Source organism: Micromonospora trifolii, assembly GCF_022229005.1.
Lineage (GTDB): Bacteria > Actinomycetota > Actinomycetes > Mycobacteriales > Micromonosporaceae > Micromonospora > Micromonospora trifolii.
The window spans coordinates 1-25,117 of the sequence record NZ_JAKKFD010000063.1 but is presented as its reverse complement, the minus strand read 5'-3'; the positions used below and the strand labels follow the sequence as shown (position 1 = coordinate 25,117).

16 protein-coding genes are annotated in these 25,117 nt (G+C 73.0%); 7 read left to right on the top strand and 9 right to left on the bottom strand.

From position 1 onward, the window contains the following. Nucleotides 1–14: 14 nt before the first annotated feature. Entirely contained in the window at nt 15–2,432 is a 2,418-nt protein-coding gene (locus tag NIE79_RS30575; protein WP_238681895.1) for a glycoside hydrolase family 2 protein, read from the bottom strand. Between the two features lie 145 nt (nt 2,433–2,577). Between NIE79_RS30575 and NIE79_RS30570 the strand changes: the two genes are divergently transcribed. Further along, nucleotides 2,578–3,597: a LacI family DNA-binding transcriptional regulator gene (locus tag NIE79_RS30570; protein ID WP_238681875.1), complete on the top strand. Its 1,020-nt coding sequence runs from the start codon at nt 2,578–2,580 to the stop codon at nt 3,595–3,597. Between the two features lie 6 nt (nt 3,598–3,603). Here NIE79_RS30570 and NIE79_RS30565 read toward each other — a convergent pair whose 3' ends face one another. After that, nucleotides 3,604–5,979 (bottom strand): GGDEF domain-containing phosphodiesterase, encoded by a 2,376-nt coding sequence (locus NIE79_RS30565; protein WP_238681874.1) that lies wholly within the window; start codon nt 5,977–5,979, stop codon nt 3,604–3,606. Nucleotides 5,980–6,196: 217 nt separating this feature from the next. Between NIE79_RS30565 and NIE79_RS30560 the strand changes: the two genes are divergently transcribed. Next, on the top strand, nt 6,197–6,589 hold the full coding sequence (locus NIE79_RS30560; protein WP_238681873.1) for a PH domain-containing protein: 393 nt from the start codon (nt 6,197–6,199) through the stop codon (nt 6,587–6,589). Here NIE79_RS30560 and NIE79_RS30555 read toward each other — a convergent pair. Then, entirely contained in the window at nt 6,583–7,509 is a 927-nt protein-coding gene (locus NIE79_RS30555; protein WP_238681872.1) for a 2-hydroxyacid dehydrogenase, read from the bottom strand. The two genes, NIE79_RS30560 and NIE79_RS30555, sit on opposite strands and share 7 nt — an antisense overlap. Nucleotides 7,510–7,695: 186 nt before the next feature. Here NIE79_RS30555 and NIE79_RS30550 point away from each other — a divergent pair, with 186 nt between their 5' ends. From NIE79_RS30550 to NIE79_RS30540, 3 genes are all read left to right on the top strand, one after another. After that, on the top strand, nt 7,696–9,513 hold the full coding sequence (locus tag NIE79_RS30550; protein ID WP_238681871.1) for a SpoIIE family protein phosphatase: 1,818 nt from the start codon (nt 7,696–7,698) through the stop codon (nt 9,511–9,513). Nucleotides 9,514–9,605: 92 nt separating this feature from the next. Then, a complete protein-coding gene (locus NIE79_RS30545) occupies nt 9,606–10,778 on the top strand; it encodes a PQQ-dependent sugar dehydrogenase (protein ID WP_238681870.1) in 1,173 nt (390 codons plus the stop codon). A gap of 60 nt (nt 10,779–10,838) precedes the next feature. Further along, a complete protein-coding gene (locus NIE79_RS30540; protein WP_238681869.1) occupies nt 10,839–12,443 on the top strand; it encodes a metallophosphoesterase in 1,605 nt (534 codons plus the stop codon). Nucleotides 12,444–12,486: 43 nt separating this feature from the next. Here NIE79_RS30540 and NIE79_RS30535 read toward each other — a convergent pair whose 3' ends face one another. Then, nucleotides 12,487–14,844, bottom strand: a complete 2,358-nt coding sequence (locus NIE79_RS30535; protein ID WP_238681868.1) for a thiamine pyrophosphate-binding protein — start codon at nt 14,842–14,844, stop codon at nt 12,487–12,489. Nucleotides 14,845–14,966: 122 nt separating this feature from the next. Further along, the gene (gene gatB, locus NIE79_RS30530) at nt 14,967–16,466 is read right to left on the bottom strand and encodes an Asp-tRNA(Asn)/Glu-tRNA(Gln) amidotransferase subunit GatB (protein ID WP_238681867.1); all 1,500 of its coding nucleotides are present in this window, start codon (nt 16,464–16,466) and stop codon (nt 14,967–14,969) included. Between the two features lie 121 nt (nt 16,467–16,587). Here gatB and NIE79_RS30525 point away from each other — a divergent pair, with 121 nt between their 5' ends. After that, a complete protein-coding gene (locus tag NIE79_RS30525; protein WP_238681866.1) occupies nt 16,588–17,142 on the top strand; it encodes a hypothetical protein in 555 nt (184 codons plus the stop codon). Between the two features lie 76 nt (nt 17,143–17,218). Here the strand turns inward: NIE79_RS30525 and gatA are convergent, their stop codons facing one another. The 4 genes from gatA to ligA all read right to left on the bottom strand — a co-directional run bounded on the left by gatA (nt 17,219) and on the right by ligA (nt 24,104). Continuing rightward, nucleotides 17,219–18,694 carry an Asp-tRNA(Asn)/Glu-tRNA(Gln) amidotransferase subunit GatA gene (gene gatA / locus NIE79_RS30520; RefSeq protein ID WP_238681865.1) on the bottom strand — a complete coding sequence of 492 codons (1,476 nt, stop codon included), beginning with the start codon at nt 18,692–18,694 and terminating at the stop codon, nt 17,219–17,221. After that, a complete protein-coding gene (gene gatC / locus NIE79_RS30515) occupies nt 18,691–18,996 on the bottom strand; it encodes an Asp-tRNA(Asn)/Glu-tRNA(Gln) amidotransferase subunit GatC (protein ID WP_091393256.1) in 306 nt (101 codons plus the stop codon). Before gatC ends, gatA begins: the two co-directional genes overlap by 4 nt. A 145-nt stretch (nt 18,997–19,141) precedes the next feature. After that, nucleotides 19,142–21,811 (bottom strand): putative bifunctional diguanylate cyclase/phosphodiesterase, encoded by a 2,670-nt coding sequence (locus tag NIE79_RS30510; protein WP_238681864.1) that lies wholly within the window; start codon nt 21,809–21,811, stop codon nt 19,142–19,144. Nucleotides 21,812–21,968: 157 nt separating this feature from the next. Further along, complete coding sequence (ligA, locus tag NIE79_RS30505) at nt 21,969–24,104, bottom strand: NAD-dependent DNA ligase LigA (RefSeq protein WP_238681863.1); 2,136 nt, start codon at nt 24,102–24,104, stop codon at nt 21,969–21,971. A gap of 303 nt (nt 24,105–24,407) precedes the next feature. Between ligA and NIE79_RS30500 the strand changes: the two genes are divergently transcribed. After that, nucleotides 24,408–24,944, top strand: coding sequence for a type II toxin-antitoxin system PemK/MazF family toxin (locus NIE79_RS30500; RefSeq protein WP_238681862.1), 537 nt, complete (start codon nt 24,408–24,410; stop codon nt 24,942–24,944). Nucleotides 24,945–25,117 lie beyond the last annotated feature (173 nt).

The following is a 25,117-nucleotide window of genomic DNA, read 5'->3' as shown; positions in this document are numbered from 1 at the left end:
TGGCCGGTAGCGGCCTAGCTCCGCCGAATGTCGTTGACGCAGCGCAGCACCGGCCGAGCGGTCAGCGCAGCGGTGTCCAGCGGACCAGAAGGCCGCACCGTGAACGTCGTCGACTCGCCCGGCAGCAGGGTGACCAGGGCCCGGTCCACTGTGGCCGCGGGGTCCAATCGGTCGGCGAAGAGCGTCAGGTCGCGCAGCACCGTGCGGGCCGTGACCCGGACCCGCTGCCCACCGTCGACGGGCTCGACCGTCGCGTCCCAGGCCGCCGCCGGCCAGTCCACCTCCCGGTCCTCGGCGAAGAACCACAGGGCGCGCTCCGCGGTGCCACCGGCCTCCGCGACCAGCACCTCGCGCCGGGCATCCTCCGGCCGCGCCAGGTCCGCCGGCAGCGCCAGCACCACCGAGGAGTACGCCGGGACGTCGAGGTCGACCGAGGTCTTCGCCCTCGGCTCCCCGGTGAGCGTGAACCGGGTGACAGCGGCCGTCGCGGTCCACGCCTCGGCGGTCTCGTTGACCGCCACCAGGGCCAGGCCGCCGTCGCGGGGCTGCACGGTGAGCAGCCGGTCGGCGTAGGCGTGGCGCAGCGCGTACCACAGGGGTTTGCGGCGGCCGTCGCCGTCGACGGCCGACCAGGAGGTCACCGGCCAGCAGTCGTTGAGCTGCCAGACGATGGTGCCCGCGCAGACGTCCCGGTGGGAGCGGAAGTGCTCCACCCCGAGCTGGATCGCCCGGGCCTGGTTGAGCTGCGTCAGGTAGTGCCAGTCGTCGAAGTCCGCCGGGGCGGGCAGGTGCGCGTCGAGGCCCCGCTGGAGCTTGCCGTCACCGCCGGCCGCCTTCTGGTGGTGTGCCATACCCGGTGAGTCGTGCGCCAGGGGTTCGTCGCTCAACGCCCGGCGCAGCGTGGCGTACGCCGGTGGGGCCTGGTAGCCGAACTCGGCCACGAAGCGCGGGACGTACTCCCGGTACCTGGTGTAGTCGTCGGTGTTCCACACGTCCCAGATGTGGGTGGTGCCGTGCGCCGGGTCGTCGGGGTGGATCGCCTCGGTGCCCGACCAGGGGCTGCCCGGCCAGTACGGGCGGGTCGGGTCCAGCTCGCCGACGATCCGGGGCAGCACGTCGAGGTAGTAGCCGCGCCCCCAGGTGCGTCCGGCGAGGGCCGGCTGCCAGTCCCAGTCGTGCCAGCCCCAGATGTTCTCGTTGTTGCCGGTCCAGAGCACCAGCGACGGGTACGGCGCGAGCCGGGTCACCTGCTCGGCGGCCTCGGCGGCCACCTCGGTGCCGAACGGCTCCTCCTCTGGGTACGCGGCGCAGGCGAAGAGGAAGTCCTGCTGGACGAGGAGACCGCGCTCGTCGGCGAGGTCGTAGAAGTCCGCCGACTCGTACCGGCCACCACCCCAGACCCGCAGCAGGTTGACGTTGGCGGCGACCGCCTGGTCGAAGCGCTCGGCCAGCCGGGCCCGGGTGATCCGGGTGGGGAACGCGTCGTCCGGGATCCAGTTGACCCCGCGGACGAAGACCGGGACGTCGTTTACCGACAACGCGAACGGGGTGCCGTGCTCGTCGGGCGTGGTGTCCAGCCGTACCGAGCGGAAGCCGATCCGGTGCGACCAGCTGTCCACTGTGTCGCCGTCCGGTGCGTGCACTGTCACCTCGATCGGGTGGCGTGCCTGCTCGCCGTACCCCCGGGGCCACCACAGGGCGGGCTCGCGGACGGTGAGGGTCAGCACGGCCGTGCGTTGCCCGGCCGGGACGACCACCTCGGCGCGGGCGCCGGCCACGGCGGCGCGGACTGTCAGCGGGACGTCCGCTACCCGCTCGACCTCGACGTGCACCTCGACCCGGCCGTCTCGACCGTCCAGGGTGGCCAGTGGACGGACGGTGGCGAGCCGGGCGGTCGACCAGGCGTGCAGACCGATCTCCTGCCAGATGCCGGCGGTGACCACTGTCGGCCCCCAGTCCCAGCCGAAGTTGCAGGCCATCTTGCGGATGAAGTGGAACGGCTCCGGGTAGGCGTTCGGCCGGTCGCCGAGCCGCTCCTGCTGCGCCTCGGCGTAGCGGTACGCGGAGTCGAACGTGACGACCAGGTCGTTGTTCCCGTCGCGCAGCAGTTGTCGGACGTCGAACCGGTAGCCGCGGTGCATGTTCGCGGTGCGGCCGACCTCGACGCCGTTGAGTGTGAGCGTGGCGACGGTGTCCAGGCCGGCGCAGACCAGGTCGACGCGCTCGTCGTCGCCCGCCCGGTGGACGAACGTGGTCTGGTAGACCCAGTCGGTGCGCCCGATCCAGGCCAGCGCCAGCTCGTTGTCGTCGAGGTACGGATCGGGGATCAGCCCAGCGTCGAGCAGATCGGTGTGTACGCAGCCCGGCACGGTTGCCGGCACGGACCGGCCGGCGATCTCCTCGGGCACCTGCGCTCGGGGGGCCGCTCGCATTGTCCAACCGTCGTAGAGTGCCTGTCGGCTCACGATGTCACAGCACCTTCCCGCATCGAACGACGCCGACTGAACCGGATAAGCTGAGCCACGGTACGGTTCGGAATCCGGGCTGTCAACGGCCCGAGAGCGAAGGAGCACGCCGGTGAAGCGGCCGACCATCGCCGACGTCGCCCAACGCGCCGGAGTGTCCAAGGGCGCCGTGTCGTACGCGCTGAACGGGCAGCCCGGCGTCTCCGAGGCCACCCGGCAGCGCATCCTGGCCATCGCCACGGAGATCGGTTTCAGCCGCAGCAGCGCTGCCCGCGCCCTGTCGGCCGCCACCGCCGGGGCGATCGGCCTGGCCCTGTGCCGACCGGCGCGGACGCTCGGCGTCGAGCCGTTCTTCATGGCGCTGATCAGTGGTGTCGAGGCCGAACTCTCCGCCCGCTCGTACGCGCTGACCCTCCAGGTGGTGGCCGACCCGGACGCCGAGATCGCTGTCTACCGGCGCTGGTGGGGCGAACGGCGGGTGGACGGGGTGCTCGTCTGCGACCTGCGCACCGACGACCGTCGCATCCCCGCACTCGAACAACTGCAACTGCCGGCGGTGGTGATCGGCGGCCCCGGCGGCACCGGTGAGCTGGCGAGTCTCTGGTCCGACGACGCCGCCGCGCTGACCGAGACGGTGGAGTACCTGGTCGCGCTCGGGCATCGGCGGATCGCCCGGGTCGCCGGCCTGCCCGACCTGCGGCACACCGAGATCCGCACCGACGCCTTCGCGGCGGTCTGCCAACGGCTCGGCCTGGTCGACGCCGTCACCGTCTGGTCGGACTACACCGGCGAGGAGGGCGGCCGGGCCACCCGCCGGTTGCTCAGCTCGGCCGACCGGCCCACTGCTGTCATCTACGACAACGACGTGATGGCCATCGCCGGGCTCTCCGTCGCCCAGGAGATGGGCCTGACAGTGCCCGGCGACCTGTCCATCGTGGCCTGGGACGACTCGCCGCTGTGCCGGCTGGTGCACCCGCCGCTGACCGCGCTGGGCCGGGACATCCCGGCGTACGGTGCGCACGCCGCCCGGCAACTGCTCGCCGTCGTCGCCGGGCAGCCGGCCGGGCGGGTGCAGGACGAGACAGCCCACCTGACGCCGCGCGGCAGCACCGCACCGCCCCGAGGCAGGTGAACCGGTTCAGCGAGACGCTGAGGGGAACTCCTCGAAGTACGCCTCGACCCGCTCGGCCGTCGCCGGCCGGGCCAGCGCGAACCCCTGCCCGTACCGGCAGCCACCCCGGCGCGCCCCTTCGACCTGGGTCGACGACTCCAACTCCTCGGCGACGATCTCGACGCCCAGCCGCTCGCCCACGTTGACCACCACGTCGATCAGCGGTGGTTGCCCGTCCGGCCGTGCGCCCACCAACTCCGGACCCACCTTGAGCAGGTCGATCGGCAGGCGGCGAAGCTGGGCCAGCGAGGCGTGCTCGGCCCGGAAGTCGTCCAACGCGGTGCGTACGCCCAGCGACCGCAGCCCGGCCAGTCGAGCCACCACTGTCGGCAGGTCACCGGCGACCCTCGGCTCACTCACCTCCACCACCAGTCGCTCCGGCGGCACCCCGTACGCGGCCAGCACGGCAGCGAGCCGCTGAACGAAGTCGGGCGTGGTCAGCTCCCGGGTCGTGACGTTGACCGCCATCCACAGCTCCCGGACACCCACCGACCAGTTGGACAACTGCCGGCAGGCCCGATCCAGCACCCACCACTCCAACTCGCCGACCAGGTCCAGGTCCTCGGCGACCGGCAGCAACTCGGCCGGGAGCACAGTGCCGAGCACCGGGCTGCGCCACCGCAGCAGCGCCTCCGCGCCCACCGGCTGGCCGTCGGCCAGGTCGACCACCGGCTGGTAGACGAGGTCGAGTTCGCCGCGCGCCACCGCACCGGGCAGCTCGCGCTCCAGGTCGAGCCGGCGCACCAGCTGTTCCTCCAGGAACGCGTCGTACCACTCCACCCGGTCCCGGCCCAGCTGAACGGCCCGGCGCCGGGCCAGCTCGGCCTGCCGGAGCACGTCCGCCGGCCCGGCGCCGCTCACCTCGGCCAACCCGACGCTCGTCTGCACCCGCAGCATCGCGCCGGCCAACCGGTAGGGCGGGCTGAGCGCGCTCAACAGTCGGGTGCCCAGCGCGTACGCCAGCACCGGGCCGGCGGCGGTGACCACCGCGAAGCCCATCCCCGTGCACCCGGTGACCAGATCGTCGGGGGCGATGACCGCGCGGGCCCGGTGCACCGCCTCGGCCAGCACGTCCTCCCGGGCCGTCGGGCCGAAACCCTCGGTGCCGTGCAGGTCCACCAGCAGCAGCGCGCCGGCCGGCGCCGGAACGTCGCCGATCGCGGCCAGGGCGTCCAGCAGGGCAGCCCGGTCGCCGGGGGCGCCGCTCGCCGTCGCGGGTCGCCGGTCGAGCCCCGACCAGGCGGACCTGTGGTCAGGCGACCAGGTCGAGCCGGGCCCCGACGCGGTGGCCGTGCCCTCCGGGACGCCGGGGCCTCGCTCGGGCGGCGGCACCGGTGTGCCCGGCCAGCGCGCCGGGGCCGCACGGCGGTGCCGCAGAGACCGGCCGGCAGGCCGTCGATGAGCGGCCCGCCGAACGGACGTGGACGCGTCACCGGCGCGCAGCAGCTCGCGCAGCACCAGGGGCGGCACCGCCGCCAGGGCCAACAGCACACTCGTCTGGTCCGGTGCGCGGCCGGCGCCCAGGTGCAGACCCGCCGCCAGCAGCAGCACCGCCGCGGGGAGCACCGCCCGGGGCCAGGCCGCGGCGACCGGCTCCACCGGCTCCGCCTCGTCCGCCGCGTCCGCCGCGCCGACAGCGACGAGCAACATCCCGAACACCAGCGGGGGTACGGCCAGCAGGGCCACCCGGCCGGCCGGCGCGGACGGCAACGTGGCCAGCAGCACCAGCCCGCCCACTGTGAGCAGGACGCCGCCCCGGCAGACCGCCGCACCGGAGCGTCGCCTTGGCCCCGCGAACGCGTTCAGCGCGGCCATGCCCAAGCCGCCGAGCGTCAACGCGGCGACCAGCCCGACCGGGACCGGCAGGCCGGCCCGGGGCAGCAGCAACCAGCCGGCGAGAGCCAGACCGACGGCGGGGCTGGTCGACTCGACCAACCTCCGCAGTCGCACCGGGGCCGGCGGGCGCGATCGGCCGGGAAGCCGGTACAGACCGGCCGTCGAGAGGGCCGCCACGACCAGCGACCCGATCAGCACGGCGAGGGTGTGCCCGATGCCGACCAGGGGCAGCACGACGGCGGTGAGACCCGCCGCCACCACCGCCGCGTCGAGCAGGACGCCCGCCGAGCGCGGTGTCGGGTCGGCGTTGCCGCGCCGGGAGGCCAGCCGGGAGAGTCGCAGCCCGGCGAGCGTGGCGCCGGCACCGGCGGCCAGCGCGATCACCACCGAGGGCGGGACCAGGTCGACGGCGGCGGCGAGGAGGAGCAGCGCCACCGCCACGGACGTGGCGGCCTCCGGTGCCGCACGGCGGGGGACGAGGACGCGGAACGGGTACGCGAGGAGCACGGCGGTCGCCTTCGTGAGGGGGCACGGGGGCGGTGCGGCGGTGCGGGAGATCGGACGTTGCGAGTCCGCTACCCACGATTGGCAACGATGGACGGCCGAATTGGTTACTTGCCGGTCACTCAGGGAAGACAACGACCTGTGTCACTGTACGGCGTACCGCACGCTGCCGGCACCGCCCGCCGCGAGCCGAAACAACCCCGAGTGGGATCATCGGAGGGTGAGTAAGCCCGACACTGTCCGCTTCCGGTACAACCAAGCCATCCTGGTGGCCGCGATCATCGCCTTCGTCGGCGCCCTGCCGCTGGCCAACGCCCGGGACTACCTGCTGCCGGTGCTGCTCGTCCCGCTCGCCGTCGCGGTGTGGGCCTGGCGGGCCGGCACCGACGCCGACGCGCGGGAGCTGCGCATCCGGGCGCTGGTCGGGCAGCGTCGGATCGACTGGGACCAGGTCCTCGAGCTGACCAGCGACCAGCGCGGGCGCGCTGTGGCCCGGCTCGACGACGGCCGCCAGGTCACCCTGCCGGCCGTCCGTGGGACGGATCTGCCCCGACTGGTCGCGGCGACCGGCCAGCCGCTGCCGGACGCTGCGGCGGAGACTCCCGGTCAGTAGCCGTCGACCACCGTGTTGATCAGCGGTTGCCCGGCGGCGAACCGGCGGACCTGATCGCCCACCAGTCGGTAGGCCCGTGGCAACAACCCGCGCACCGACCCGCCTACGTGCGGGGTGAGCAGCACGTTCGGCATGACCCAGAGCGGAGAGTCGGCGGGCAGCGGCTCCGGGTCGGTGACGTCCAACGCCGCCGAGATCCGACCGGTGCCCAGCTCGGCGACCAGCGCGTCGGTGTGCGCCACCGGACCCCGGGCGGCGTTCACCAGCAGCGCCCCGTCCGGCATCGCGGCCAGGAACGCCTTGTCGATCAGGCCACGGGTCTGGTCGGTGAGCGGCACCAGCACCACCACCACGTCCGCGTCGGGTAGCAGCCGGGGCAGCTCCTCGACGGCGTGCACCCCCTGCTCCGGGCGGGCCGTCCTGGCGACCAGTGTGAAGCTCACGTCGAAGGGTGCGAGCCGGTCGCGCACCGCGGCGCCGATCGAGCCGGAGCCGATGATGAGCACCCGCTTACCGGTCAGCTCGTCGGTCGGGGTGTTCTCCGCGTACGTCCAGCGCCGCTCGGCCTGCGCGCGGACGAACGCCGGGAACGCCCGCAGCTGCGTGAGGATCGCCGTGACGACCCACTCGGCGGTGGAGGGGTCGTGCACGCCGCGGGCATCGCACAGGGTGACAGCCGGCGGTGTCCGGCCCGCCCAGGCGTCCGCTCCGGCGGAGAGCAACTGCACCACCGCCAGGTCGGGCAGCTCCCGCAGCACCGCCGTCGCGTCCGAGCCACCCAGGAACGGCGGCACCCAGAAGCGGACGTCGGCCGCCTCGGACGGCATCCGGTCGGTCTGCTCGAAGACCTCCACCGTCACGTCCGAGGGCAGCTCACCCAGGAGGTTCAGGCCGGCCTGGTGCGGAATCCATACCTTCACGTCCGCCGACGATAGTCCCCGACGCAGCGGCCGGTGCAGGCACGGCGGCGAAGCGGCGTCCCGGGGGATGGCGCGTCGGGCCGGGGCGGGCGAGACTCAGCACACCGATGTTCGACTCCGACCCGGACGAGGTATAACGAAGGGTCGGAGGGCCGGTCGGCCTCCGCCCCGGCAGACAGGTGCTCGATGACCGACGGCTCCCCCGGCCCCACCCGGCGTTCGATCGCGCCACCTTCGGTGCTCGGCGACCCGGAGCGGCTGCGCGCGCTCGCCGACACCGGGCTCGACGCCGTCCCGGACGAGGCGTTCGACAGGTTCGCGCGGCTGGTCAGTGACCTGCTGGACGTGCCGGTCGCGCTGGTCTCCCTGGTCTCCGCCGACCGGCAGTTCTTCCCGGGCGCGGTCGGCTTGCCGGAGCCCTGGTCGGAGCGCCGGCAGACCCCGCTGAGCCACTCGTTCTGTCAGCATGTCGTGGACATCGAGGCGCCGATGGTGCTGCCGGACGCCCGGCTCTACCCCCGCGTCCGGGACAACCTGGCCATCGACGACCTCGGCGTGGTCGCGTACGCCGGGATGCCGCTGACCGACCTCTCCGGCCGGGTGCTCGGCTCGCTCTGCGCCATCGACAGCAAGCCCCGCGCCTGGACGGCCGCGCAGCTGCGGACGCTGGGCGACCTGGCCGCCGCCTGCTCATCGGAGCTGCGGCTGCGGATCGCGCTCGACGGCGCGCAGGAGGCCCGACGGCGGGTCGTGCAGGCGCACGAGCGGCTGGAGCTGCTGGCCGGGGTGAGTGAGACCCTCGCTGGCACCCTGGACGTGGGCACCGCGCTGCGCCGGCTCGCCGCCACAATGGTGCCGCTGCTCGCCGACTGGTGCCTGCTCACCCTGATCGGGCCGACCGGCCTGCCCCGCGAGGTGGTCTCGGTGCACCGCGACCCGGCCCGCGCGGCGGACGTCGACCGCTTCGGCGATCTGCTGCGCACCGGGCTGAGCCCCGAGTCGATCATCCGGACGGTGCTCCGGACCGGCCAGCCCCGGCTCGGCAGCGTGGCGTCCCTGGCCGACGTGACGAGGGGCACCACCCACCCGGAGATGGCCTCCATCGCCAGTCGGCTGGGCATCGCCTCCTACCTGAGCGTGCCGGTGCGGGGCGTCGGCGGCACGGTGCTGGGGGCGATCACCCTCGTCAACGGCGGCCAACGTCAGCAGTTCGACGACCGGGACCTGCTCACCGCCGTCGACATCGGCCGTCGGGCCGGCCAGGCCGTCGGCAACAGCTCGATGTACGGCGAGCAGCGGCACGTCGCCGAGGTGCTGCAACACAGCATGCTGCCCCGACTGCCGGTGGTGGCGGAGCTGGAGCTGGCGGCCCGCTACCAGCCGGCGGCCGACCGGGTCGAGGTGGGCGGCGACTGGTACGACGCCTTCGTGCAGCCCGACGGCGACGTGATCGCGGCGATCGGGGACGTGGCCGGGCACGACATCGAGGCGGCGGCGACCATGGGCCAGCTGCGCAACCTGGTGCGGGGCAACGCCTTCGGCCGGCCGGACGCGGTCGGGTCACTGATGAGCAACCTGGACGGCGCCATCCGTGGCCTGCGACTGCCGATCGCCGCCACCGCGACGCTGGTGCGGATCTGTCCGCAGCGCGCCGGTGTGCACGAGGTGACCTGGTCCAACGCCGGGCACCCACCGACCCTGGTGGTCCGCGTCGGCGGGGCGGTCGAGACCCTGGAGGCGACGCCGGAGCCGCTGCTCGGCCTGGCCCGCCCGTCGCCCCGGAGCAGTCGGTCGACAATCCTGGCCACCGGCGACACACTGCTGCTCTACACCGACGGGCTGATCGAGCGGCGGGACCGCTCGATCGACGAGGGGTTGGCCGAGCTGGTGGGCCGGCTGACCGGCACCGACACGCTGCCCCTCGACGACCTGTGCGACCTGCTGCTCGCCTCGATCCGGCACCGTGAGGACGACACCGCGCTGCTGGCCGTCCGGGCTCGGTGAGCGGTCCACCGGGGACAATCGGGCGGGTCCTTCGGCACCCGTTGCCACTCGACGGGCCCGGCCGGGCCGCGCGGCGGGCTACCCTGGGCCGGGTGAGCGCCCGTCCCCCGTACCCTCGCATCCACCGCCTCCGGGTGGCCCTCGCGGCGTCCTGCGCGGCGCTGCTCCTCACCGCCGGTTGCAGCTTCGGCGAGCCGGAGCCCGACCCGGCCGGCGAGCCGCCCAACCTGCCGACCCCGTCCGCGTCGGCGAGCCCTGGCGGCGCCGGCCAGCAGGCGGTGGCGACAGTGCTCGCCAAGGGCCTGCGGGTGCCGTGGGCGATCGCCTTCCTGCCGGACGGCGGCGCGCTTGTCACCGAACGGGACAACGGCCGGATCCTCCAGGTCGGCCCCGAGTCCGGGCCGGACGGGCTGACCGTCCGCCCGCTCCAGACCATCCCCGACGTGGCGGCGGCGGGCGAGGGTGGCCTGCTCGGCATCGCCGTCTCCCCCGACTACGCCCGGGACCAGACGGTGTTCGTCTACTACACCACCGAGCGGGACAACCGGGTCGCCCGGCTGCGACTCGGCGGGCAGCCCACCCCGATCCTCACCGGCATCCCCAAGGCCAACGTGCACAACGGCGGTGGGCTGGGCTTCGGCCCGGACAAGCAGCTCTACGTCAGCACTGGCGACGCCGGTCAGCGCCCCCTCTCCCAGGACGTGAAGAGCCTCGGCGGCAAGATCCTCCGGGTCACCCCGGACGGCAAACCCGCCGCCGGCAACCCGTACCCCAACTCCCCGGTCTGGTCCCTGGGCCACCGCAACGTCCAGGGCTTCGCCTGGGACGCCGCGAAGCGGATGTACGCCGTCGAGTTCGGCCAGAACACCTGGGACGAGATCAACCAGATCACCAAGGGCGGCAACTACGGCTGGCCGGAGGTCGAGGGCCAGGCCGGCGACAAGCGGTTCACCGACCCGATCGCACAGTGGGCGACGTCGGACGCGTCCTGCTCCGGTCTGGCCGCCACGGACCGGCTGCTGGCCACCGGTTGTCTGCGCGGCAAGCGCCTCTGGGTGATGGAGCTGACCGACACCGGCACCCTGCTCGGTCAGCCCAGTGAGCTGCTCACCAACCGCTACGGTCGGCTGCGTGCGGTGGCCGCGGCACCGGACGGGTCGCTCTGGGTGAGCACCTCCAACCACGACGGCCGGGGCGACCCGGCGGGCGACGACGACCGACTCCTGCGGGTGGTCTTCGCGGGTGGTGACGGCGGACGCAGCTGATTGCGTCACCAACCGTTCAGGTTTGCCAAGATCTTCCGACGGGCAGGTCAGACTTTCAGCATGGACGGGCAACGCGACGAGCGGCACGACGACGCCGATGACCGGGACGACCCGGTGACCGGCGACGATCAGCCGCGCCCGACGGGTTGGTGGGTCGGGGCCGCCGGCCCACTGCGCCGCCTCGGGTTGATCGTCGCCGTCCTCGCCGTGGCCCTGGCCGGGGCGGTGCTCGGGGTGCTGGCCGGTGGCCAGGTGAGCACCGACATCGGCCCGTTCCGGGCCAACCTCAGCATCTCCCCCGCCCGCGACGGCGGCACCACCGTCGACATCCCGCCGCTCGGCGCGCTGCTGCTCGACAGCCACGACGGGCCGACCCATCTCACCGTTCGGCTGGGCGCCCTCGACCAGGGGCGCACCGAGGCACTGATCGACGACCCGGCCAGCATCAGCCGGGCCAGCCAGAGCGCCGTGGAGGACGTCCGCTCCGGTGTGATGCGCCTCGGCCTGCGTACCCTCGGCGCGTCGGTGCTTGTCACGTTGATCCTGGCCGGGCTGATCTTCCGCGACGCCCGACGCACCGCCTGGGCGGGTGGGCTGGCGCTGCTGGTCACCGCCAGCAGCCTCGGCACGGCGGCGGCGACAGTGCGTCCGCAGGCCATCGAGGAACCACGCTACGAGGGGCTGCTGGTCAACGCCCCGGCCATCGTCGGTGACGCCCGCCGGATCGCCAACGACTACACCAAGTACGCGGAGCAGTTGCAGCGCCTCGTCGGCAACGTCAGCCAGCTCTACACCACAGTTTCGGCGCTACCGCTGTTGGAACCGACCCCGGGCACCACCCGGGTGCTGCACGTCTCCGACATGCACCTCAACCCGACCGGCTGGCAGCTGATCCGGACGGTGGTGGAGCAGTTCGGCATCGACGTGGTGATCGACACCGGGGACATCACCGACTGGGGCAGCGAACCGGAAGCCTCCTTCGTCGCCTCGATCGGCCTTCTGAAGAAGCCGTACGTCTTCATCCGGGGCAACCACGACTCCGGCAAGACCGCCGCCGCCGTGGCCCGCCAGCCGAACGCCATCGTGTTGAACAACACGACCACGACTGTCGCCGGGCTGACCATCGCCGGCATCGGCGACCCGCGCTTCACCCCGGACAAGAACACGTCCCCGGCCGGCAGCGGATTGACCCAGCAGGTGGCCGACCAGGTGATCGGGGCCGGCAACCAGCTCGCCGCGACGGTCCGCAGCTCACCGCGACCGGTCAACATCGCGCTCGTGCACGACCCGGCGTCGGCCGGACCGCTCGCCGGCACCTGCCCGCTGGTGCTGGCCGGGCACACCCACGCCCGGCAGGTAACCAAGCTGCCGCAGGCACCCGGGCAACAGCCCACCGCGCTGATGGTGGAGGGCTCCACCGGCGGCGCCGGGCTGCGCGGCCTGGAGGGCGAGAAGCCCACCCCGCTGTCGATGAGCGTGCTCTACTTCGACCAGCAGAAGCTGCTCCAGGCGTACGACACCATCACCGTCGGCGGCACCGGGCAGGCCCAGGTCAACCTGGAACGGCGCCTGGTGGAGAACCCGACCGCCGGTGTCCCGGCCACGCCCACACCCACGCCGAGCGGCGGTGTCCCCGCCACACCGACGCCCACGCCGACCGGCTGAGCCGACGTCGACGCCCGCCAGCGGACCGGCGGGCGCCGACGGGTCAGCGCAGGGCGATGGCGGCCAGAGCGGCGTTGACGATGCTGCCGGGCAGCAGGTCGTGCAGTTCGTACAGTTCGGCGACGCTGCCGGACTGGCCGAACTCGTCCACCCCGAGCGGCACCGCCGGTGCGCCGACCGCCGAACCGAGCCAGGCCATCGCGTGCGACGCGGCGTCGTGCACTGTCACCACCGGCACCCGATCGGCGAACGCTGACCGCAGCGCACCCGGCACGCTGGGCACAGTGGCCGTCCGTACGCCCTGGCGCAGGGTGCGCTGCCAGGCCCGGTAGAGCCGGTCCAGCGAGGTCACGTCCACCACGTGGGCGGCGATGCCCTCGTCGGCTAGTTCCGCGGCGGCGGCCAGCACCTCGGGCAGGACCGCGCCGGAGGCGGCCAACTGCACCACCGGGGCGTCGACCAGGTGCGGGTACGCCTGGTGCGCGTCGATCAGCCGGTACGCCCCGGCGACGACCTGCCGGCGCAGCACCGCGTCGCCGAGCCGGGCCCGGGCCGCCTCGAACGGCGCCTGGTCCAACGGTCGGGTGCTCAACCGGAAGTAGTACGCGCCGTCCTCGGCGGGTGCGGCGGTCGCGGCCGGGGCCGACCCACCGGCGATCTGACCGATCGCGTCGCAGAGCAGCCAGTCGAGGGTGGCCGCGTACGCCGGCTCGATGAATGTCACCCCGGGCAGCTCCAGGCCGACCGACGCGGTGATCGTGGACTGGTGGGCGCCGCCCTCCGGGGCGAGGGTGATGCCGGACGGGGTGCCAGCCACCACGAACCGGGAGCCGGAGTACGTGCCGTACAGGAAGGCGTCGAGGCCGCGCAGCACGAACGGGTCGTAGACAGTGCCCACCGGCAGCAGCGGCTGCCCGGACAGGTCCCAGGACAGCCCGAGCTGGCCGAGCAGCAGGAACAGGTTCATCTCCGAGATGCCCAGCTCGATGTGCTGCCCAGCGGGGCTCTCCGTCCAGCGCAGCATCCGGTCCTCGGTCCAGGAACGCTGCTCGGTGGGGGCGAACACCCCGGTCTTGTTGATGAACCCGGCGAGGTTGGTGGAGGTGGCCACGTCCGGGGCGGTGGTGACCAGGTAGCGGCCCACCTCTCGGTCCCGCGCCAGGTCCACCAGCACCCGACCGAATGCCTCCTGGGTGGAGATCGGCTTGTTGGCGCGTACTCCAGTGCTTTCCGGGACGGTGACGCCCAGCGCACGCTCGCGCGGCGCGCGGGACAGCGCCTCCCGGCGGGCGCCGGCCTGGATCCCGGCGGGTGACGCCGGGTCGAGCCGGTCCCACTCGGTCTCGGCGGTCAACCCCTGCGCGGCGCGCAGCGTGTCGACCTGCTCCGAGCTGAGCAGCGCGGAATGGTTGCGCGGATTGCCGGCGATGGGCAGACCCCAACCCTTCACCGTGTACGCGAAGACGACACTGGGCCGGTCGGTGACCGCGTCGCACTGGGCGTACGCGTCCAGCATCGCCTGAAGGTCGTGCCCGCCCAGGTCGGTGACGAGCGGGCCGAGCTCCTCGTCGGAGACGTCGGCGATCAGCTCGGCGATGCCGGCCGGAGCGCCGTCCAGGAACTGCTTGCGCAGCGCCGGCCCGACCAACCCGAACAGCGACTGGTACTGCTCGTTGGGCATCGCGTCGATCCAGTCGCGCAGCGCCTCGCCGCCCGGCCGGGCGTACGCCTCGGCGAGCCGGCGGCCGTACTTGACCTCCACGACGTGCCAGCCGGCCGCCTCGAACTGGCCCCGCCACTGGTTGATCCGGATGCCGGGAACCACCCGGTCCAGCGACTGGCGGTTGAAGTCGACGAGCCACATGACGTTGCCCAGCCCGGTGGTCGCCGGGTCGGCCACCGCCTCCCAGATGTTGCCCTCGTCCAGCTCGGCGTCGCCGATCAGCGCCACGAACCGGGAATGCGGGCGGGCCCCGAAGTGCGCGTCGACGTACCGCCGGGTGGCGGCGGCGAAGAGCGGCGCCGCCGCGCCCAGGCCGACCGAACCGGTGGAGAAGTCCACAGCGTCGGGGTCCTTGGTGCGCGACGGGTACGACTGGAGGCCGCCACGGGCCCGCAGCCGGGGCAGGTAGGAGCGGTCCAGGTTACCGAGCAGGTACTGGATGGCGTGGAACACCGGGGACGCGTGCGGCTTCACCGCGACCCGGTCCTCGGCGTCCAGGTGCGCGAACCAGAGCGCTGTCATCGCCGTGACCAGAGAGGCGCTGGACGCCTGGTGGCCGCCGACCTTCACACCGTCGCCGGTGGCCCGGTCATGGTTGGCGGCGTCCACGATCCGGGTGGCGAGCCAGAGCACCCGCCGCTGGATCTCGTCGAGGACATCGAGGTCGTGCTGGGTCACGGTGGCTCCATCCAGGCGTCGCCGTTGACGCCCTCGCGAGGGGTGCGGGGTGGCCGCGTAGTCGACAGGGGGTGGCAGCAGGCCGCCGCCGGGTCACGGCGGCGGCGTGCTCCGGGTGGGTGTCAGCCCTGGACGCCGAGGCGCTCCAGGATCAGCTCACGCAGGGTCTTCGCGTCGGCCTGACCCCGGGTGGTCTTCATGACCGCGCCGACCAGCGCACCGACCGCCGCGACCTTGCCACTGCGGATCTTGTCGGCAATGCCGGGGTTCGCGGCGATCGCCTCGTCCACGGCGGCGGTCAGCGCGCCGGTGTCCGACACGACCTCCAGGCCCCGACTGGTCATGATCTCGGTGGGCGAGCCCTCGCCGTCGACCACGCCCTCCAGCACCGTGCGGGCCATCTTGTCGTTGAGCTTGCCGGCGTCGACAAGCCCCTGAAGCTCTGCGACCTGGGCGGGGGTGGCACCGATCTCGGCCAGCTCCACACCGCTCTCGTTGGCCCGGCGGGACAGCTCACCCAGCCACCACTTGCGGGCCGCCGCCGGGGTGGTGCCGGCGGCCACGGTCGCCTCGATCAGCTCGACCGCTCCGGCGTTCAGCACCGACTGCATGTCAAGGTCGGACAGGCCCCACTGCTCCTGGAGCCGACGCCGGTGCACCCGGGGCAGCTCCGGCAGGGCGGCCTTCAGCTCGGCGACCCAGGCCGGGTCCGGGGCGATCGGCACCAGATCCGGCTCCGGGAAGTACCGGTAGTCGGTGGCGGTCTCCTTCGAGCGACCCGGGGTGGTGTCACCGGTGTCCTCGTGGAAGTGGCGCGTCTCCTGGGTGATCCGGCCGCCCGCGTCCAGCACCGACGCCTGCCGCAGCATCTCCGAACGGACCGCCCGCTCCACCGACCGCAGCGAGTTGACGTTCTTGGTCTCGGTACGGGTGCCCCACTCCGCGCCCGGCAGGTTGAGCGAGGTGTTCACGTCGCAGCGCAGCGAACCCTCCTCCATCCGCACGTCGGACACGCCGAGGGTGCGGATCACGTCGCGCAGCTCGGCGACGTACGCCTTGGCCACGTCGGGGGCGAGCGCGCCGGTGCCCGTGATCGGCTTGGTGACGATCTCGACCAGCGGGATGCCGGCCCGGTTGTAGTCGACCAGCGACTCCGTCGCGCCCTGGATGCGGCCGGTGGCGCCGCCGACGTGCAGCGACTTGCCGGTGTCCTCCTCGAGGTGCACCCGCTCGATCTCGATCCGGACCGTCTCGCCGCCCACCTCGACGTCCAGGTAACCGTCGACGCAGATCGGCTCGTCGTACTGGCTGATCTGGAAGTTCTTCGGCATGTCCGGGTAGAAGTAGTTCTTCCGGGCGAACCGGCACCACTCGGCGATCGAGCAGTTCAACGCCAGGCCGATCCGGATGATCGCCTCGATGGCCGCCTTGTTGGCCACCGGCAGCGAACCGGGCAGGCCCAGGCACACCGGGCAGACCCGGGTGTTCGGCTCGCCGCCGAAGTCGGTCGGGCAACCACAGAACATCTTGGTGTTCGTGCCCAGCTCGACGTGGGTCTCCAGGCCGATCACCGGTTCGAAGCGCGCAACGACCTCGTCGTACGCGGGCAGTGTCGTGGTCATGAGACGCTCCAGGCGCGATCCGGGACAGAACCTGTCCAGCCTAATGGGGTTGCCCGATCAATCCTCGGCCGGGTTTCGTCCGGCGTGCGTGGCGTTACCAACAGCGGGGTACGGAACGACAATGACGAGCGGAGAACGTGTCGCCTCCGAGGAGCAGGTGCCGCAGGGGCGGCACCGCCGCAGCACGTACGTCGTCGCCGCGGCCGTCGTGGTCGGCGCGGCCGTTATGGGCACCGCTGCGATGGTCGACGGTGACACCGGTGGGTCTGACCTCCTCGCGGCGTTCGCGATGATTCTGATCCCGTCGCTGGTCGGCGCGGTCGTGGCCCTCGTCTTCGGCCGTCGGCTGATCAGGCGGATACCCCGGACGGCCGGTGCCGATCCGGCAACCAGGCGGCGGATCGGGCAGGCGTTGCGCGACGGGTCCACCGGCGACCCTCGTCTGGACGCGCTGGCTCGCAAGGAGGCTCGGTCCCGCGTTGGTCAACGCTGGCTGCTGGTGCTGTTCACGGTGGGCTTCCTCAGTCAACTGCCGCCCCTGGTGGACCCGGTCCGCCCGTTCGGCCGCGTGCTGGCCGTACTGCTGCTCCTGCTCTGGGGAGGTGCCGCCTGGTACCGCTGGCGTGGTCTGCGGGAGGCCCGCCGCTACCTCGCCGGGCCGCCGAACCAGCCCTGATCGACGCCCAACCCGTCCAGACACACGATCGGCGCCGAGGGACAGGTCCCTCGGCGCCGATACTGTGACACCCGGTCTAGAGCGCCGGCGGGGTGAACGTGCCGACTGCGGACTCCAACGCGGCGGCGACCCGGTACATCCGGTCGTCGGCCATCGTCGGGGCCATCACCTGGAGACCGACCGGCAGCCCCTCGGAGAGCCCACAGGGCACCGAGATGCCCGGCCCGCCGTACAGGTTGGTCGGAATCGTGTACAGGTCGGCCAGGTACATCTGGTACGGGTCGGCGGTCCGCGCGCCCATCGGGAACGCCACCGACGGGGTGGTCGGCGAGATCAGCGCGTCGACCCGCTCGAACGCGGCGGTGAAGTCCCGGGTGATGAGCGTCCGGACCTTCTGCGCCTGCCCGTAGTACGCGTCGTAGTAACCCGACGACAGCGCGTACGTGCCGATCATGATGCGGCGCTTGACCTCCGGGCCGAAGCCGGCCTCCCGGGTCAGCGACATGACCTCCTCCAGCGACCGGTTGCCGTCGTCGCCGACCCGCAGGCCGAACCGGACACCGTCGAACCGGGCCAGGTTGGAGGAGCACTCGCTCGGGGCGATCAGGTAGTACGCCGGCAGGGCGTACGCGAACGTCGGGCAGGACACCTCGACGACCTCGGCGCCCATCTTGGTCAGCGCGTCGACCGACTCACGGAACGCGGCCATCACGCCCGGCTCGGCGCCCTCGCCGACGAACTCGCTCACGATGCCGAGCCGCACACCGGTCAGGTCACCGGTAGCGCCGAGCTTCGCCGCCGCCACCACGTCCGGCACCGGCTGCGGGATCGAGGTGGAGTCGCGCGGGTCGTGCCCACCGATCACCTGGTGCAGCAGGGCCGCGTCGAGCACCGTACGGGCACACGGGCCGGGGGTGTCGAGCGACGAGGAGAAGGCCACCAGCCCGTAACGGGAGGTGCCGCCGTAGGTGGGCTTGGCGCCGACGGTGCCGGTGACCGCGCCGGGCTGGCGGATCGAGCCGCCGGTGTCCGAGCCGATCGCCAGCGGCGCCTCGTACGCGGCCAGCGCGGCGGCGCTGCCACCACCCGAGCCACCCGGGATCCGGCTCAGGTCCCACGGGTTGTGCGTCGGGCCGTACGCCGAGTATTCGGTGGAGGAGCCCATCGCGAACTCGTCCATGTTGGTCTTGCCGAGCATCACCGTGCCGGCCTCCCGCAGCCGCTGCACGATCGTCGCGTCGTACGGCGGGCGCCAGCCCTCCAGGATCTTCGACCCCACTGTGGTCGGCACGCCCCGGGTGGCGAGCACGTCCTTGACAGCGACCGGCACACCCGCGAGCGGGCCCAGTTCCTCGCCGGCGGCCCGGCGCTCGTCCACCGCACGGGCCGCGGCGAGCGCGCCGTCGGTGTCGACGTGCAGGAAGGCGTGCACCCGGTCGTCGACAGCGGCGATCCGGTCCAGGTGCGCCTGGGTCACCTCGACGGCGGAGGTCTCGCCCCCCGCGACCAGGGCTGCGATCTCCGTCGCGGTCATGCTGATCAGATCGCTCATGAGGCCACATCCTCGGTCAGGATCCGCGGTACGCGGAACCGCTGGTCCTCGGCGTCGGGCGCGCCCGACAGCGCTTCCTCCGGGGTCAGGCACGGCGTGACGACGTCCTCGCGGAAGATGTTGGTCAACGGCACCGAGTGCGAGGTCGGCGGGATGTCCGCGGCGGCGACCTCGCCGACCTGGGCGACCGCTTGGAGGATCACGTCGAGCTGGCCGGCGAACGTGTCCAGCTCCTCCTCGGTGACGGCGAGCCGCGACAGGCGCGCCAGGTGCGCGACCTCCTCGCGGGAGATGGCGGCCATCCGTGCCCCCTTCTGAATTCCTGCTGGTCGGGCGGTGTGCCGGCCGCGCGACAGGTGGAGCGTGACACGCGGTGACCGGAGCGAGTCTATTGTTCCGCTCCGGTGCCGCGTCCCCGACTCCCCCTCCAGCGACCCTCGTGCCGGGTCAGCGGGTGGGGCGGCGGGCGACATCCGGCTGCGGGTGCCCGCCGGTCGGGCGCACCGGCCGGTACCGGGCCAGCCAGGTGACCAACTCCTCGGCCGGCATCGGCCGGGCGTAGAACCAGCCCTGAGCGGCATCGCAGCCGGCGGCGTGCAGCATCCGCCAGGTCCGCTCGTCCTCGACACCCTCGGCGACCACCCGCAGCCCCAGCGCGCCGGCCAGCTCGATCATCGACCGGACGATCGCCGCGTCGTCGGCGTCGTCGGCCATGCCGAGGACGAACGACCGGTCCACCTTCACCTCGGACAGCGGCAACCGCCGCAGGTGCTGGAGCGAGGAGTAGCCGGTGCCGAAGTCGTCCAGCGCGATGGCCACGCCGATCCGGTGCAGCCGGGAGATGGTGGCCAGCACCCGACGCGGGTCGGCCATCAACGCCCCCTCGGTGATCTCGACCTGGAGCCGCTCGGCCGGCACCCCGTAGCGGGCCAGCCGGTCGGCGATCTGGTCGGCGATCTCGCCGGTGTGCAGGTCGCGCACGCTCACGTTCAGGGCGGCGCGCAGGCTGATGCCGGCCGCCGACCACTTGGCGAGCTGCTCCACCACGTCGTCGACGACACGACGGGTGAGCAGTCGCATCACGGCGCTCTGCTCGGCGACCCGGATCAGTTCCTCGGGGTCGACCATGCCCCGCCGGGGGTGTCGCCACCGCAGCAGGGCCTCGACGCCGACCACCTCGCCGGTCGCGATGGCGATCTGCGGCTGGTAGTACATGGTGATTTCCCCGGCGTCGTCGGCCGGCTCGTCCGCGTGCGCCCACCCGGTCGGTTCGAGTGGCTGCCCGGGCGCACCCGGGCCGACGTCCCGCCGCCCCCCGGTGCGACCCTTGCCCACCGCGCTCCCGTTCGGGGACCGCCGACCGATCCCGCCGCCGACGCGCCGCTCCCGGGCCGGACCGGAACGGGTGCCGCCGACAGTGGCACGGGCGTTGCGACCCCGGATCGGGTCGGCTCCGGTGGCGATCCGGTTGATCAGCTCATCGGAGTGCGCCAGCTCGGCGTCGGTGCGCCGACGGCGCGCCCACCACCGGCCAGCTCCCGGTGGCGCCGGGGCGAGCGTCGGCGCCGGGTCCGCCGCCGGCACGGACCGGCCCGGCGCCGCGGTGGGCAGCACGCCCTCGGCCGGGGCGCCGGTGGGCAGTGCCGCCCCGTCACCGCCGCGCACCTCCGCCGACGCGACGAGGGGTACGTCGGCAGTCCGCTCGGGGTCGCCCGGCACACCGTGCCGGCCGGTCCCGTCCGGCTGCGCATCCTCGCCCTGGCCCTGACCTGCCGGCTCGGCGTCGGCGTCGAACGGCGCCTCGGTCGAGGGGCTGGCCTCCAGTACGCGACGCAGGTCGGCGAGGAGGCCGAGTCGCTCGGCCGAGTTGTGGTCGGACTCCGGGGCGTACACGGCCACCGTGTCGTTGCGGTGCTTGGCGTCGTACATCGCGACGTCGGCGTGGCGCATCAGGGTGGCGAAGTCCTCGCCGTGCTCCGGGAAGAGGGCGATCCCGATCGACCCGCCCACGTCCAGCGGCAGCCCGTCGAGCGGCACCGGTTCGGCCAGCGCCTCGACCACCCGGTCGGCCAACTCCCGCGCCTGACCGACGTCGGTGAGCCCGGTCATCACGATGGCGAACTCGTCGCCGCCGAGCCGGGCGATCATCTGTGGTCGGGGCTGCATGTCGGTGAGCCGGGCGCTGACCTCGACCAGGAGCCGGTCGCCCACGGCGTGCCCGAGGGCGTCGTTGACGTTCTTGAAGCGGTCCAGGTCGATCAGCAGCAGCGCGAGCTGCCCGTCGGCTTCACCACGGGCGGTCCGCTCGGCGTGCAGGTGCACCTGCTCCGCCACCTCGGCCAGCAGGGCCTTGCGGTTGGGCAGCCCGGTCAGCGGGTCGGCGGCGGCGAGGTGCTGCTGTTCGTTCGTCAACCGCGCCATCCGGTAGACGGCGAAGAGTGGCACCAGCACCAGCGGGATCAGCGCGGCGCTGACCCGCGCCGCCGCTACCAGCACCGGGGCGAGCAGCAGTAGTGAGCCGGTGGAGAGCAACTCGAAGCCGAGCCCCTGGCGGACGGTGGGCCACCAGCGGTCCCCGAACCGCAGCCGCACCGCCCAGCTGACCAACCCGTAGTTGACGACGAACCAGGCCAGCGCGGCACCGCCGACGGCGGCCACGTCGGTCCAGTGCAGCCGCCCACCGGAGAAGATGGTGCCCGAGCCGAGCTGGATCACCCCGTACGCGGCGGCAAGGGCGCACGCGTACTGGCCGACGTTGAACGCCGTGCGCCACGCGGCGTGCCGCATCCGCCAACCCGAGACGACGACGCCCACCGCCTGCACCACCACCGCCGGGCCGAGACCCCAGCCGAGCAGTATCGCGAAGGTGAAGCAGGTGGACGGGAACACCGCCGACGTCTGCCGGCGCCCCGGTGGCACGAACGGGCGCGCGTCGCAGACCACGGCGAGCGCGGCCATCGTCCAGAACGCCACCGGCAGCTGGGACAGCTCACCGGGGAGCGTCGCGAGTGGAACGGCGGCGGTCAGCGCGGCCACCGCCAGGATGCCGGCGACGAAGGCGGCGAACGGTGCGACCCGTCCCGCAGGAAGCGAGTTGCGTGGGTCGGCGACCTCCACCACACCTCCCGACCGACCATCGGCGTGCCGGTGCGCACGCCGTGACCCAATGAAACGCCCTCGGCCCCCAGTTTCCCGGTATGACAGTCACGAATCGGTCGTAGTCGTAATTAAGTTGGTATACGCGGCCAGTCGCCCCGGCCAGCCGTCGGCGGGGTCAGCCGCCCAGCTGAGCGACGTCCCGGGCGGCGTCCGGGCCCGCGTCCAGCAGGAGCCGGAACCCGTCCTCGTCGAGCACCGGCACCTTGAGACTGGCGGCCTTGTCGGCCTTCGACCCGGGGTTGTCGCCCACGACGACGAAGCTCGTCTTCTTGGAGACCGACCCGCTGACCTTGCCGCCCCGGCTCTGCACGGCCTCGGCCGCCTGGTCACGCGAATAGCCGGCGAGTGTGCCGGTGACCACCACTGTCATCCCCTCCAGCGGGCGCGGCCCCTCGTCGACCGCCTCCTCGGCCATCCGTACACCGGCCTCGGCCCACTTGCGGACCACCTCGCGGTGCCAGTCCACAGCGAACCACTCCCGGATGCTGGCCGCGATGGTCGGCCCGACGCCATCGACGGAGGACAGCTCCTCCTCGGTGGCCGCGTCGATGGCGTCCATCGACCGGAAGTGCCGAGCGAGCGCCTGGGCCGCGGTCGGGCCGACGTGCCGGATGGAGAGCGCCACCAGCACCCGCCACAGGTCCCGTTCCCGGGCGACCGCGAGATTGTCCAGCAACTTGGTGGCATTGCTGCCCAGGCTGCCGTCCTTGTTGACGAAGAACGGCGACTGGGACAACTGCTCGGCGTCGAGGTGGAAGAGGTCGCCCTCATCGCTGATGATCTCCGCGTCGAGCAGGGCGGCCGCGCCCTTGTAGCCGAGCACCTCGATGTCGAACCCACCCCGGCCGGCGAGGTGGAACACCCGCTCCCGCAACTGCGCCGGGCAGCTGCGGGTGTTGGGGCAACGGATGTCCACGTCGCCCTCCTTCGACGGCGCGAGCGGGGTGCCGCAGGCCGGGCAACTGGTCGGCATGACGAACGGCCGGGCATCGGCGGGCCGCAGATCGACCACCGGGCCGAGCACCTCGGGGATCACGTCGCCGGCCTTGCGCAGCACCACCGTGTCGCCGATCAGCACCCCCTTGCGCTCCACCTCGCGGGCGTTGTGCAGGGTCGCGAGCGCGACTGTGGAGCCGGCCACGCGCACCGGCTCGAGCACGGCGAACGGGGTGACCCGGCCGGTGCGCCCCACGTTGACGTCGATGTCGAGCAGCTTGGTGGTGACCTCCTCCGGCGGGTACTTGAAGGCGATCGCCCAGCGGGGGGCACGACTGGTCGACCCGAGCCGGCCCTGGATGGAGACCGGGTCGACCTTGACCACCACGCCGTCGATCTCGTGCTCGACGTCGTGCCGGTGCTCGGCGTAGTAGGCGATGAACTCCGCGACGCCGGCCAGGTCCGGGACGACCCGCCACCGGTCGCTGGTCGGCAAACCCCACGACTTGAGTGCCGCGTACGACTCGGACTGTGCCGTGGGCTGGAACCCCCGGCGGGCGCCGATGCCGTGCACGACCAGGCGCAGCGGCCGGGTGGCGGTGACCCGTGGATCCTTCTGTCGCAGGCTGCCGGCGGCGGCGTTGCGGGGGTTGGCGAAGGGCGCCTTGCCCTGCTCCACCAGACCCGCGTTGAGATCGGCGAACGCGGCGATCGGGAAGTAGATCTCGCCCCGGACCTCCACCAGCTCGGGAATGTCCGGGAATTCGGCGGACGGGACGAGCTGACTGGGCACGTCCCGAATGCTGCGCACGTTTGCCGTGACGTCCTCACCGGTGCGCCCGTCGCCCCGGGTCGCGGCCCGGACCAGCCGGCCGTTCTCGTAGGTCAGGTTGATCGCCAGCCCGTCGACCTTCAGCTCGCACAGGTAGGGCACCGGTCCGCCCGCGTCCCGCTCGACCCGCTCGGCCCAGGCCGCCAACTCCTCGTCGGCGAAGGCGTTGTCGAGCGAGAGCATCCGTTCGGCATGGGTGACCGCTGTGAAGTCGGTGGAGAACGTGCCGCCCACCCGCTGGGTAGGCGAATCCGGCGTCCGTAGCGCCGGAAACTCCGCCTCCAGTGCCTCCAACTCGCGCAACTGCCTGTCGAAATCGGCGTCGGGGATGGTCGGCGCGTCCAGGACGTAGTAGCGGTACTGGTGCTCGGTCAACTCCTGACTGAGCGCGGCATGCCGCTCCCGGGCCTGCGGCGTCGGCTCAGCCCCGGCCGCCGCCTCCTGCGCCGGGCTGACCTGCTGACCGATCTGCTCCTCGGACACACCGCCACCTTCGGACACGCCTGCGACCTCCCTGATCACGCTACTCCGGCACCGTATCGGGCCGGTGGGACAATCCGCCGCCCGCCCGCCCGCCCGCGCCGCCTCCCCTGCCACCCTCCCCGCGATCTTGCATTTGCTGTCGCGGCATAGGGGGCGTTCCGCGCATCTCGGCGACCGAACGTGCAAGATCGGCGCGGGTGGGGAGACGGCGGTGTGGTTGGCGGGCGGCACGGGCGGCGGCGTGCAAGGATCGCCGGACGGCGCGACCGGCGGTCGCCGGGACGCGGAGGTACGGAGGTACGGATGCCCGAGGCACTGCTCTGGGCGGTGGCGATCCTGCTGGCGGTGGCCGCCGGCTGGGCGTGGAACAGTTGGCGGCACCGGGTGGCCAACCGGCGTGCGGGCACCCGGCCGGGTCGGGGCGGCACCGGTGGCCGTCGTTCCACCCCGCCACGACCCCGTGGCGCCGAGCGGCCGTCCACCAAGCCCCGCCCGCGTGACACCGACCGGCACGGCGGCACTCCGGCGCCCGGTGAGATCTGGTGGGCCGACGTGCCGTACGCCGACGGCAGCGGGTCGAAGGTGCGCCCGTGTCTGGTGCTGCGCGCCGACTCCCGGGGCGCCGACGTCCTGAAGATCACCAGCCAGGACAAGAGCGACCGGGACGACCACGTGCGGATTCCCACCCGGGACTGGGACCCGGGCGCGGAGCACGACAGCTACCTCAGCCTCACCGAGCCGATCCGACTCAGCTCGGCCGCCTTCGCCGACCACGCCGGCCGCTGCGACGCCGACCTGTGGCGGAAGGTCCGCAGCCTGCGTCACCTCCCCACCTCCTGAACCACCCGGACCATCCTGGTGGCCGGTCGCCAGCCATGATCGACTCGCGTTCCTGAAAGTCGCGGGGTCCCGAGGCCCTGGATGCCCCGACTTTCAGAACCCCGAGTCGATCATGCCCACCGGCCGCGCCGGGCCACGCCGCGCCGGGCCGCGCCGCGCCGCGCCGGGCCGCG

Bases quoted from the DNA above. Each gene is read 5' to 3' on its own strand.
- NIE79_RS30575 (WP_238681895.1), bottom strand. From the start codon at position 2,432: ATGCGAGCGGCCCCCCGAGCGCAGGTGCCCGAGGAGATCGCCGGCCGG.
- NIE79_RS30540 (WP_238681869.1), top strand. From the start codon at position 10,839: ATGGACGGGCAACGCGACGAGCGGCACGACGACGCCGATGACCGGGAC.
- gatC (WP_091393256.1), bottom strand. From the start codon at position 18,996: ATGGCCGCCATCTCCCGCGAGGAGGTCGCGCACCTGGCGCGCCTGTCG.
- gatA (WP_238681865.1), bottom strand. From the start codon at position 18,694: ATGAGCGATCTGATCAGCATGACCGCGACGGAGATCGCAGCCCTGGTC.
- NIE79_RS30550 (WP_238681871.1), top strand. From the start codon at position 7,696: ATGACCGACGGCTCCCCCGGCCCCACCCGGCGTTCGATCGCGCCACCT.
- NIE79_RS30525 (WP_238681866.1), top strand. From the start codon at position 16,588: ATGACGAGCGGAGAACGTGTCGCCTCCGAGGAGCAGGTGCCGCAGGGG.
- gatB (WP_238681867.1), bottom strand. From the start codon at position 16,466: ATGACCACGACACTGCCCGCGTACGACGAGGTCGTTGCGCGCTTCGAA.
- NIE79_RS30500 (WP_238681862.1), top strand. From the start codon at position 24,408: ATGCCCGAGGCACTGCTCTGGGCGGTGGCGATCCTGCTGGCGGTGGCC.